Genomic DNA, 12,491 nt, shown 5'->3' with positions numbered 1-12,491 from the left:
CCTGCACAATTGCAGGCTTTTTGCTAAAACAGCCCATTTCCGCGGAGAATGCCTGTACTATTGCAGGTTTTTCGGGCTTGCCAGTTCTAAATGCTTCACAAATTGGCCACGCCAACAATTCAGGCTCCCTACCTAAACCGAGTATCGCGCCCCCAAGCCGGCTCACGAACGAACGACTCTGCCATCTTCGTGCCATACCCTTCCAAACGACCAAGCCCCCCGATTGCAAAAAATCTCCAAAAGCCGCGCCCGGCCTTTGGAGATTCGTTATTCGTCATACTTAGCGAATTGGGATGCAGCGCCGGATTAATGCGCTCTGGGCGCCGCGACACTGGCTCGGACCAGCACTTCGGTAGGGAGTACCAGTTGTTTGGCAACCTGACGTCCTTCCAGCATGTCGATCATCATTTGCGCGGATTGATAGCCGATTTCGTAGGGGTTTTGACTTACGGTGGTCAATGCCGGAGAGCAGTACGCGGAAATGCTGATGTTGTCGAACCCGGCCACCGACACATCGCCCGGAATGCTCAGTCCAAGGCCGCGAAGCGCCTGCATCGTGCCCAACGCCATCAAGTCGCTGGCGCAAAAAATCGCGGTAACGTCGGGGTGCTGCGACATCAGCCGGTAAGTGGCGTCACGGGCACTGTCATCGGCGAACCCTCCGTCGAGCACCAGCTCTTCCTCGAACGGGATGGCGGCTTGCTGCAGCGCCTGCCGATAGCCGTCCAGACGCTTGATGCTGACGTCGGCCTGGGCATGGCCGTTCACAAGCGCCACCTTGCGGTGACCCTGATCGATCAAATATTTGGTCATCCGGTATGCGCCTTGAACGTTGTCCGATGTCACATAGCCGACATTGCTGTTCTTAAAAGGAATGTCGATAAGCACGCAAGGCAGCTTGGAGCCGACGATTTCTTTTAAATAAGGGTCGTCCAACCGGATGCCCATAATAATGACGCCGTCGACGCCGCGCTCCTGGCACAGCGATTTGTACGATTTTGCGGCCTGCTTCTGCGGCGTCGTGCTGAACAGAATGAGATCGTAATTCAGCTCCCCGGCCCGGTCGTTCATGCCGCATAAAGTTTCAAACGCAATGCTGTCTTTGGAGCTGTTGCGGGTAATGCCGGAAAGCAGCAGCCCGAGCGTTTTCGTTTTTTTGGAAATCAAGCTGCGGGCGGCCATATTCGGACTGTAACCAAGCCCCTCCGCGATAAGCTGAATTTTTTTTCGGGTATCTTCGCTCACATCGTCATATCCGTTAAGCGCGCGGGAAACGGTTGTGACGGACACGCCCGCTTCTCTTGCGATATCTTTAATCGTAATCATATGGTTTGCGTGTTCGCCCCTTTCCAAAACGTTTTGGCAATATTTCATTCAATTTTCGTATAAATTCTATATTAATATATTACCCTTAGAGTTTCAACGTTAATTATCCGCTTTTTGAAAACGCTTAAAAAAGTGTTTTTAGGGGATTGTCAACGAATAGATCGTTATGTATAATCAAAAATAGAGATTGCCAAAACGTTTCGGAAATGTTTTAGTCGCTACAACGGTTGAATCATTAAGCGGGAAAAAGGAAATGATACGGATTAATTCCACTTCTTTCACTTTTCCCCTTCTTTTCAAATTTATCCGAAACGTTTCGGTAATTAGATTGCACATGGATGCATCAAGAAAACACAGAGAAAAGAGGTGGCCCGAATGGATTACCGCGTCATTAAAGAGAACGATCTCTTTCTGATGACCGATAAAACCGGCGATATTCCCGCTGGCAATGAAGCAGGTCACGGTCTGTATACGAAGGATACCCGCTTCCTGAGCGGCTTCGAAATCCGGATCAACGGCAAAAAGCCGATTCTGCTCAGTTCATCCGCAGGAACGAATTATATCGCTGCCATTCGCTTGACAAACCCTCATATGGAATCGGATGGGCAGTTGATTCTTTGGAGAGAATCCGTAGAACTGGAAAGACAACGATTCATTTATGAAGGAGCGCTTTACGAAACCGTATCATTTACCAACTTTTATCCGAAACCTGTGGCGTTCGACTTTACCGCCCGTTTCGAAAGCGACTTCGTCGACATGTTCGTCGTTCGCGGCTTTCAGAACGGCACGTTCGGGGACACGCTCCCGGATGTTCGCGAGCAAGGGAAGCTGATCAAAGGATACAAAGGCTCCGACGGTGTAACCCGTCAGACGCACATCCTCTGGGATCGCGCGGAAACGTCGATCGGCGAAGACGGCACCGTCGCTTACCGCTTTGAGCTGGCTCCCAAAGAGCGCCAGTCCGTCACTTTCTTCATCGCTCCTTTCATGGACGGTGAAGGACCGAAGCAAGTTCCGGCCGGGCAAGCGATCGAGCAGCTGCAAGCTTCCTACAAGGAGTGGGACGACAATACCGCTTCCGTGGAGAGCGATCACCCGCTGTTCAACCGCCTGTACAACCGCGGACTTCAAGACCTGCGGGTGCTGCTCACCGATCTCGGCTATGGGCGATTCCCGGTAGCCGGACTGCCGTGGTATTCGGTGCCGTTCGGCCGCGACAGTCTGATAGCCGCCCTGCAAATGCTGCCGGCAGAGCCGAACGTGGCCAAAGGCACGCTGCTCACGCTGGCCGCATATCAAGGCACCAAAGAAGACGTATGGCGCGATGAAGAGCCGGGCAAAATCATGCACGAAATTCGTTACGGCGAGTTGGCGCTGACGAATCAGGTTCCTTTTACGCCATATTACGGCACGATTGACGCGACGCCTCTATTCCTTCTACTGGCCGCCGAATACGTCGACTGGACCGGGGATACGGCGCTGATCGAGCAGTTGATGCCGAACATTGAAAACGCGCTCAAGTGGATTGATCTGTTCGGAGATGCGGACGGCGACCGATTTGTGGAATACTATCAAAAATCGTCCAAAGGCATCGCCAACCAGGGCTGGAAAGATTCCGGCGACTCGGTCGTGCACAAGAACGGCGATTATGCCAAAGCGCCGATTGCGCTGGCGGAAGTGCAAGGCTACGTGTATCATGCCAAAACGAAGCTCGCCCCGATCCTCCGCAAGCTGGGCAAAGAACAGCTGGCCGGCGAGCTGGAGCGTTCCGCGGAAGAGCTGAGACAGAAGTTCGAGGACAGCTTCTGGATGGAGGACGAAGGCTTCTACGCGATCGCGCTGGATGCCGACAAGAAGCAGGTGCAGTCCGTGACGACCAACCCGGGCCACGTTCTGATGTCCGGCATGCTGCAGCCTGACCGGGCCAAATCCGTAGTGCGCAGACTCGTTGCCGCGGATATGTTCAGCGGGTACGGCATCCGCACGATGAGCACGGAATCGTCGGGGTACAACCCGATGAGCTACCACGACGGCAGCATTTGGCCGCACGACAACTCGCTCGTGCTGCTCGGTATGAGCCGCTGCGGCTACAAGGAAGAGACGCTGCAGGTCATCAAAGGCTTGATGAAGGCGGCGGAAAGCTTCGAATACGACAGGCTGCCTGAGCTTTTCTGCGGATACGACGAATCCGTCGGGGAACCTGTGCCGTATCCGGTAGCTTGCTCGCCGCAAGCTTGGGCGGCAGGCACGCCGCTGATATTCCTGCAAACGATGCTGGGGATCGAGCCTGACGCGCTGGGTGGCACGATCCGCTTGAATCCGGTGCTTCCGGCGGGAATGACCGAGTTGAAAGTCCACCACATGACGTTAGCGCAGGGCAAATTGAGCCTGCACGTTCAGCTTGACCCGCAATCGCACAAGATTGCAGTCGACGTGCTCCACAATACGACCGGTCTTCAAGTGCTTCATTCATAAAACGTATAGACGCGTAGAGATAGGTAAAAAAAAGGGAGGCATTATCTATGAAAAAATGGCTTACCGGCATTTCACTCGTTGCGTTATCTTCGATGATCGTCATTTCCGGCTGCGGCAGCAGCCAGAACAGTGCGTCCCCTGCCCCATCCGCTCCTGCGGCTACGGCGGGCGGCCAATCCAAATCTTCGGAGCCCGTTACGATTACGTTGAACGGCTGGGGCTCCAGCCCTGAAGAAACAGCTCTGTTCCAACAGGTGCTGAAAGATTTTCAAACCAAACATCCAAACATCACGGTCAAATTCGACGTCATCGCGGACCAATACATGGACGTAATCAAGACGCGTCTGGTGGGCGGCGAAGGAGCCGACGTGTTCTTCCTTGACGCTTTTGAAGCGCCGGGCCTGATTGCCAAAAACGTGCTCGAACCGCTCGACGGCTACGTGAAGCCTGAATTTGACGTCGCCGATTTCGAAGAGCCGCTGGTCAACGCCTTTAAAGGCAAGGACGGCAAAAGCTACGGCTTTCCGAAAGATACGTCCACTCTAGCGTTATTTTATAACAAAAAAGATTTTGCGGACGCCGGCATCACCAAAGTTCCGACTACTTGGGAAGAGCTCCAGGACGCCGCCAAAAAACTGACGCAGGCTGACGGCGGCAAAGTATCCCGTTACGGATTCGGTACGGCTCCCGAGCTGGCTCGTCAAATGTTCATGATTCAAGCGGCCGGCGGCAAAGTGTCCGACGATAACGGCAACGCGGCTTTCTCGTCCCCTGAAGCGTTGAAGGGGCTGCAGCCGGTCGTTGACATGCACCTGAAGGACAAATCCGCAGGCGAGCCGAAAGATCTCGGCGCCGGCTGGGGCGGCGAAATGTTCGGCCAGCACAAAGCCTCGATGGTGATCGAAGGCAACTGGGCGATTCCTTACCTGCAAAACACATTCAAGGATCTTGACTTCGGCACGGCGGAAGTTCCGACCGTCCTTGGCAAAAAAGCGACAATGGCCTACACCGTCGCTTACGTCATGAACAAAAATTCCAAGCATAAACAGGAAGCATGGGAGCTGATCTCCTACCTGACCGGCAAAGAAGGCATGAAAACGTGGACCAGCAAAGGTCTGGCGCTGCCATCCCGCAAATCCGTGTCGAAAGAGCTTGGTTTTGACAAAGATCCGCTGCGCGCTGCGCTCGTAGCCGGAAACTCCTACTCGATTCCATGGCAAGCCAAAGAAACGCTGCCGACAATTATGAACAACTTCAACAACCAATTCATCTCCGCCTACCAGGGCAAAGTATCTCTGGAAGAGGCGCTCAAAAAGGCGCAAGAAACAGCCAACAAGGAAATCGCCGCAAGCAAATAACCGGATAGACGTTAATAACGACCGTAAAAGAGGAGAAGCTTCCTCTTTTACGGCATTTTTGAGGAAAGGGGGAGCAATCCAATGAAAAACCGCTGGAACCGCCGCAAATGGCGGGACGTCATCTCCGGATATTTGTTCGTATCGCCTTCGCTTATTGTGCTTGGCGCCTTCTTTTTGCTGCCGATTTTATACGCGGTCTTTCTTTCTCTCCATAAGGTAGAACTGCTCGGCGGCGTCAGCTACAAATTTATCGGCCTGCGCAATTTCACCCGCATCGCGGATGACGAACGCGCCTGGATCGGGCTGCGCAATACCGTCGAATACGCGCTGTATGTCGTGCCCGTGCAAACGATTGTCGCCATGCTGATGGCCTCCGTGCTGAATTCCAAAATACGGTTCCGCAATTTTTTCCGGGTCGTCTATTTTATGCCGACCGTTACTTCATCCGCGGTACTGACACTCATCTTCATGTGGATCTACAAATCCGACGGACTGCTCAACGATATCCTCAATATGCTTGGCATGGACAGCTATAACTGGCTGGGGGATCCGAGCGTCGCCCTCAAAGGCATTATGATTATGAATATTTTTTCCACAGCGCCGCAATTTATGGTTATTTACCTGGCAGCGCTGCAGGATATTCCCGATACGCTGTACGAGGCCGCAGGGCTGGACGGCGCCGGAACGTGGCGCAAGTTCATCTCCATTACCGTGCCCATGCTGAAGCCGGTTACCTTTTTCGTCGTGACGATGGGGCTGATCGGTACATTCCAATTGTTCGATCAGGCTTATATTTTATCCAACGGCTCCGGGGGGCCCGACAACTCGACGCTGACCCTCGTACTGCTGATTTACCAATATGCTTTCAAAAACCTGGATATGGGCTACGCCTCCGCTTTGGCTTTTATGCTGGCCTGCGCCATTATGGTCGTTACCTTGATTCAACGCAAACTGTTCGGCGAGGAAAAATTGAACTAGGAAAGGAGAGTCCCGAAAATGGCGGCATCCAAAACCCGCATGATTGTGCGCGCGCTGACTTATCTCATGCTGTTCTTCTATGCGGTCGTTACCGTAGTTCCGTTCTTGTGGGCGCTCTCCGCTTCGTTCAAAACGCTCGCGGAAATTTCCACAACCGGATTGTCGTTTATTCCCAAGCATTTTACGCTCGATAACTACAAATATATATTTACCAACGAGCAAATGTTCCCCCGCTGGTTTATCAACAGCGTATTTGTCGGCTTGTCCGTTACTCTGCTGAACCTGCTGCTGAACTCTATGGCCGGGTACGCCCTGGCAAGATTTGATTTTCCCGGCAGCAAGCTTATTTTCTTCTTCATATTGAGCATTCTGATGGTACCGGATAAGGTTACGCTGATTCCGCAATACCTGATCATTAAAGATATCGGCTGGCTGAACAGCTTCCAGGCGCTGATTATTCCCGCGGCCGTGCAAGCAACCTACATTTTCATGATGCGGCAGTTTTTCATCAGTTTTCCCAAAGAGTTGGAGGAAGCTTCCGAAATGGACGGCATGTCGCGTCTCGGCATGTTTTTCCGGGTAGCGCTCCCGCTCGCCGGACCGCCGCTGGCGGCAATGGCGATCTTCACTTTTATGGGATCGTGGAACGAATTCCTTAAGCCGCTGCTCTTCATGTCCGAACGCGCCATGTTCACGCTTCCTCTGGGCATGAACACGTTCAAAGGCCAGTACATTTCGTACTGGAACTATATTATGGCTGCATCGATGGTCTTTACCTTGCCGGCTTTGCTCGTGTATGCGTTCGGCAACAAATTTTTCATCAAAGGCATTACGTTTACCGGAACCAAATAACAACTGTTGAAACAAGGCCATGTGCTTCTGCAACTGTAGAGCGACATGGTTTTTTCTTTTGGGAAATACATGTACAGGTGAGCTTGATTGCGTATGACCAATTGAAAATTAAGGATAATATGAAACTTTATACAATAAACTTGCGTCTATTCTTAAGGAAAATATTAACATACCCTATTCAAGGAGTGAAATGTATGAAATTCAACTTGCAAACGGCCATCGTGGGCCGCACTTGCCGCACGATGCTGCTCGTCGCCGCTTTGTCGCTAACAGCCGGGGTTCAGGCGCTTGCTGCGCCGAGTTCGGACTCGGACAAAAAGGCTCCGACGATTGCCGTTACGGCATCGGATTACCACAGCGTCGCCTACAGTGACGACGGCAAGGTCTGGTATTGGGGCGGCGTAGCCGACGGCGGCGGCTCGGACCCAGTCAAGTTACGGGACAATAAGCCGGAGCTTATGCAAGGCCTGGACAACGTCCAATCCATAGCTGCCCAATACGGAAACGGCGATTTGATCTTGAAGAAGGACGGGACGGTTTGGGATTGGGGCCGCAAGTACAACGAAGCCAAGAAAATCTCGGAATTCCCTGCTCCTAAACAGATCAAGGAACTATCTCATATTACGAAAATTTCTGCTGTGAACGGCCTGGCTGCCGCCCTGGATGAGGACGGCAAAGTTTGGACTCGGCTCCCTGAGCCTTACTCGACCACGCCCGTGAAACTCACCAATATCGAGAAGGCCAAGGAGATTACGACCGGTGGCCACGGCAACGTGATTATTCTGAAAGAAGACGGAACGGTATGGGAATGGTTCGCGTATTCCGAACTCGCAGCAAACACCGACTATAAAGCACATCAAATTGAGGGATTGAGCAACGTTGTAGCCTTATCGCACGGCCAATCGGGACACTACTTTGCGACGAAGAAAGACGGCTCCGTGTGGGGCTGGGGATCGAACAGATTAGGATCGCTCGGAATTCCGAAAGTTGACGAGGTTACCCGCCCCGTCCTCATTGAAAGCTTGAAAGACGCCGCTTCAATTTATACAGGTTTCTATACAACCGTGGTAGTGAAAAAAGACGGAACCGTAGGTATAATAGGCGGTGCCTTGGGAACGGATTCTCCTGTATGGAATGATAAACTGAGAAATATCGAGGGCCTAAAGAATGTCACCTCCGTGGCATTGGGCTATGACCATGCGGTAGCCGTGACCAAAGACGGCAAGCTGTGGGCATGGGGAAAAAATCAGGCAGGACAACTCGGAGACGCCAGCTTTAAAAACAGCTCCGTTCCAATCCCAGTCAAGCTGCCATCAAGCAAGTGATCTGTGCGAAAATAATGCCAGGCTAATTGGCGGCCAACCCGCTAGATAGAAAGACAAAGCTTTCTTGCACAGGGGCTTGGCCAATTAGCAGACATTCTGCAAAATGGGAATGTCGTGAAACCTAACCGTTTCAACTCATGCATCTACTTGGCGATTTAGCAAAAAGCCTGCAAAAGTGCAGGCTTTTGCTGTTGATATGCTTGCCTCCGAACAATTCCTGCAAATGTGCAGGTTTTATAGCTAAAACTTGGGTTTTGGCCTCTCACGATCAGAAATTCCTGCACAATCGCAGGCTTTTCCCCTAAACGGGCCGGTTCCAACGAAAATTCCTGCACTTTTGCAGGTTTTGCTAGTTTTGCAGGCTTTGCCGCGGAAGACGGGTAGACTCGGCGGACTTGGTGGACTCGGTGGAACTTGAGCGGAAGACAGGCGGAAATCGGGAGGAAAACAAACGGAACTTGGGTGGAAAACGGGCGGAAAATGGGCGGAAATCGGTAGATACAGGTGAAAGGCACTGTTTTGCGGCACGGCCCAGCTTCTCCAACGCGTTCGAGCTCAAACTTTACTCTAAACCATCCCTCACGAACCCAGAATGTGTAAAAAAGGACCATGCCCTTCTGCAACCGTAGAACGGCATGGCCTTTCTATTGCCAGGCACGCCACCGTCGAAGGCCCGACGACCGGAAGTACTAAAATCCTTTTGCCCACGATACATATGATAGTACAGGCATTGGTTTGCTTGACTTCTTTTATCCGAGTGCAAAGGAGACGCTGTTCCATGCCATCGAATTTGCTGCGCCCATCGCCTGCTCGCAAATATTGGCTCGCCGCATCGATCATCATCGTCCTATTGGCCGGCGTCGCAGGCGGAGCTCTGTACAAATACGGAACCGGACAGCAGTTGCCCGCTCATTTGCAGGTTGCGGGCTGGAAGGCGGGCGGCATGCGCTATACCGCATTTCAGCAGCAGTTGAATCAGCAGTTGAAGCTGCTTTCTTCCCTCAAAGTGCATCTGGAATCTGCGAATCCCAATATCGCCGCTAAAGACCTGTCGCTTGAAGATTTGGGACTGGTCGTTCATAGAGAGCAGCTGGATACCGCGATGCAGCGCTTGTTTCAAGGTTCGCTCGCCGACCGCATTGCCGCCAGATGGTCGTTAGCCAAAGCCCAATTACCGCTGCAGGCTTCCATCGACCCGAACAAGCTGAATGCCGCGGTGAAACAAGCCTGGAAAGAGCTGTATGGCCGTAAGCCTGCCGCGGCCCGCCGCATCGTGAATGCCGATGACACGATCCAATATGAAAGTGAACGCGGCGTGCCCCGATTCGATACGATTACGCTGCGGAAAGAGCTTGAAGCGCGGATTCCGCCGATCGGCACGCTGCAAAGCGGAATGCCGCCGCTAAAAGTTGCCATACCGCTCTATACGGAACAATCCTCCGTCACCGTCGATTCCCTGAAAAAACAAGGAATCGAACGCAAAATCAGCGAATTCACTACTTCCTTCCCCTCATCGGGAGAAGGGCGCATTTATAATATCCGCTCGACGGCGGCAACGATCCACGATCTGCTTCTCGCGCCCGGCGATACGTTCGATTACAGCAAAATTATCGCCCAAACCGAAGCCCGCTTCGGCTACAAAGAAGCGCCGGTCATTTTGAACGGCAAGCTGGTTCCCGGCATCGGCGGCGGCATTTGCCAAGTGTCCTCGACTTTGTACAACGCCGTACTGCGGACGGGTCTGGAAATCGTCGAGAGGCGCAACCATTCGCTGCCTGTCAGCTACGTGCCGCTCGGCCAGGATGCCACTTTCGCCAATGGCTATATTAATTTCAAATTCCGCAACAATACCGGCGCTTATTTGCTCATTCGCACCATTGCGTCCGACCGCGACGTGACCGTCAAGCTTTTTGGAAGCATGTCTGCCTCCACCACCTATGACATTGAATCCCGCATAGTGAAGACGATTTTGCCGCCGGTAAAATATGTGCACAACCCGGCCCTTCTCCGCGGCACAACCCAACCGATCAGCACGGGGAAAGTCGGATATATCGTGGAAACGTACCGCTACAAACGCCAGGACGGCCAGCTTGTCAGCCAAGAGCTGATCTCCAAAGATCAATATTCGCCCGTGCCGACCCTCGTCGCTTCCAACAGCGGCGATTTCAAACCGGACGAAGGAAATTCCACCGCTCCAGGTCAGCAGCCGATCGTTGAAGACGGCATCAAGGGACCCGCTTTTCGCTAGGTTTTTCCTCCTTTCAGGCTCGCTTACTTTATAGAAGTAGTGACAGGTCATATGACTCTAGATACTAGGTCATTATGACTTTTTTCTTTTATTCTTAGGTACATAGGAGCAATGAAGGAGGCAAGAAGCGATGAGCAAAGCGGATTATTTTAAAGAATTAAACTACAGACTGCGCGGACTTCCTGAAAAGGAACGTAATAATATATTATCGGTATATGAAGAGCTATTTCAAAAAGCTATCGCGAACGGGAAGCACGAGGACGAGGTCGCACAATCCCTGGGATACCCCCGGGTGCCCAACTGGGAAGCGGTGCGTGAAACCCCTCAGGAAAAAACGAAACCGGCGGCTCCGGATGCGAATCGGACGGCTTCTTTTTCCAAGCCTGAACCGCCTCAGCCGCAACCGCGGCACGAGCCGGTCCCGGACACAAACTATTACGCCAACCCCCACGCGGCTCATTCCTTTGCGAATATGCCGCCTTATCCTTATCCATACCCGGTCAAACCCGAATCGAGCGTTAAACCCATTATCGTCAGCATTACGCTCGGTTTTTTTAATCTGCTCGTTGTCGTCGGCCCCTGGTTCGGATTATTCGCCGCCCTCATCGCCTTGTTCGTCGGCGGGTTCGCTTTAACTATAGCACCGGTCATAGGCGTTATCGGCAGCATGTGGGAAAATCCCGGGCAGGATCTTAAGCTGATTATATTCGCAATGCTCGCCTGCTTCGGCCTCGGAATCATCCTGACCACCTCTGCCACCTGGCTGTTCAAATGGTTTTTCAAAATTACCTGGAAATACATCCAATTCAACGCGAAGCTGATCAAGGGGGCATAGTCATGAAGCTTGGAATGAAATTTTTTATGCTGCTCGGCTTTGTCTGCCTGGCCGTTGGCTTGACGGGGACGGCGATCGCGTTCAAGGAGACCGATTTCAACTCCGGCATCATAAATGTCGATGTCGATCAGAAAATCAACGCCGCCGGCATCGATGCTCTTAACATCAACACCGTCTATGGGGGCGTCACCTTTATTCCTTCAAATACCGATGAGATTAAAGTACGGTTGGTCGGAACCGCCAGCGAAACTCTTGCCAAAGACTGCACCATTGACGCGACGGAAGATTCCAGCACCTGGACGGTCAACGTATGCCATAAGAAGAACAAGTTTCACATCGGCATTGATATCGACGAATTAAAAAATTTGATTGCCAATCACGAAAACCGCCTAAAAACGGAAGTCATGATTCCCGACAAAATGTTCAAATCCATTAATGTGAAATCGAATACCGGCGCCATTCAGCTAAAAAATGTCAAAGCCGAACAACTGGTCGTCAAATCCGACACCGGCGCCATAGCTCTCGACCGGTTCGAAGGCAACGATCTCGAACTGAGAAGCGACACGGGCCGGATTACGGTAGGCGACGGTCAAGGGAACGTGCGGTTGCGGACGAACACGGGGAGTATTGAAACAAAGCTGAGGGAAGTCGGGGATAACGTTAATATTAGAACGGATACCGGATCTGTCAAACTTCAATTAGGCTCCGTTCCGCCCTCCGTCAAGTTCGACCTCTCTTCGGATGTCGGCAAAGTCACCCTGGATGTGCCGGGAGTCGACGTATCGGAGAACAATCGCAACGCCATAACGGGCACGATTGGCGACGGCAATAAAAAAGTGCTTGCGCAAACTAGTACCGGATCGATCAAGGTCGAAAAATACTAGACGGAAAAAGGCGCTCACTGGCGGTGCTCATTGGCAGTGCTGCGTACAAAAACCTGCAAGAGTGCAGGTTTTTGCACGTTGTTACACTAGCAGCGAAACATTCCTGCAAAAATGCAGGTTTTTCAGCTCATACACGAGCTCAGAGCCACTTTCAGCCAAAATTCCTGTACAATTGCAGGCTTTTCGCCGAAACGAGCCACTTTTATCGAA

The 12,491-nt window shown here is 52.2% G+C and carries 9 protein-coding genes; 8 read left to right on the top strand and 1 reads right to left on the bottom strand.

The features are described 5' to 3' along the window. Positions 1 to 306: 306 nt before the first annotated feature. Positions 307 to 1,326, bottom strand: coding sequence for a substrate-binding domain-containing protein (locus tag AC6RNO_RS23370; protein ID WP_497106943.1), 1,020 nt, complete (start codon positions 1,324 to 1,326; stop codon positions 307 to 309). 375 nt (positions 1,327 to 1,701) lie between these two features. Here AC6RNO_RS23370 and AC6RNO_RS23365 point away from each other — a divergent pair, with 375 nt between their 5' ends. The 8 genes from AC6RNO_RS23365 (at position 1,702) to AC6RNO_RS23330 (ending at position 12,281) form a co-directional block, all read left to right on the top strand. Next, the gene (locus AC6RNO_RS23365; protein ID WP_497106942.1) at positions 1,702 to 3,801 is read left to right on the top strand and encodes a glycogen debranching N-terminal domain-containing protein; all 2,100 of its coding nucleotides are present in this window, start codon (positions 1,702 to 1,704) and stop codon (positions 3,799 to 3,801) included. Between the two features lie 47 nt (positions 3,802 to 3,848). Then, a complete protein-coding gene (locus AC6RNO_RS23360; protein ID WP_497106941.1) occupies positions 3,849 to 5,159 on the top strand; it encodes an extracellular solute-binding protein in 1,311 nt (436 codons plus the stop codon). Positions 5,160 to 5,240: 81 nt separating this feature from the next. After that, positions 5,241 to 6,137, top strand: coding sequence for an ABC transporter permease subunit (locus AC6RNO_RS23355; protein WP_497106940.1), 897 nt, complete (start codon positions 5,241 to 5,243; stop codon positions 6,135 to 6,137). Between the two features lie 18 nt (positions 6,138 to 6,155). Beyond that, the gene (locus AC6RNO_RS23350; protein ID WP_474684296.1) at positions 6,156 to 6,989 is read left to right on the top strand and encodes a carbohydrate ABC transporter permease; all 834 of its coding nucleotides are present in this window, start codon (positions 6,156 to 6,158) and stop codon (positions 6,987 to 6,989) included. Positions 6,990 to 7,183: 194 nt separating this feature from the next. Continuing rightward, a complete protein-coding gene (locus tag AC6RNO_RS23345; RefSeq protein WP_497106939.1) occupies positions 7,184 to 8,314 on the top strand; it encodes an RCC1 domain-containing protein in 1,131 nt (376 codons plus the stop codon). A 778-nt stretch (positions 8,315 to 9,092) separates the two neighbouring features. Then, on the top strand, positions 9,093 to 10,562 hold the full coding sequence (locus AC6RNO_RS23340) for a VanW family protein (protein ID WP_497106938.1): 1,470 nt from the start codon (positions 9,093 to 9,095) through the stop codon (positions 10,560 to 10,562). A 130-nt stretch (positions 10,563 to 10,692) separates the two neighbouring features. Then, positions 10,693 to 11,397, top strand: coding sequence for an HAAS signaling domain-containing protein (locus AC6RNO_RS23335; protein WP_497106937.1), 705 nt, complete (start codon positions 10,693 to 10,695; stop codon positions 11,395 to 11,397). A 2-nt stretch (positions 11,398 to 11,399) separates the two neighbouring features. After that, positions 11,400 to 12,281, top strand: coding sequence for a DUF4097 family beta strand repeat-containing protein (locus AC6RNO_RS23330; protein WP_488437832.1), 882 nt, complete (start codon positions 11,400 to 11,402; stop codon positions 12,279 to 12,281). The last annotated feature ends 210 nt before the right edge of the window (positions 12,282 to 12,491 follow it).

Source organism: Paenibacillus sp. sgz302190, from assembly GCF_059820445.1.
Note: the sequence above shows the minus strand (reverse complement) of the source record. Positions and strands in the feature narration are given on the sequence as shown.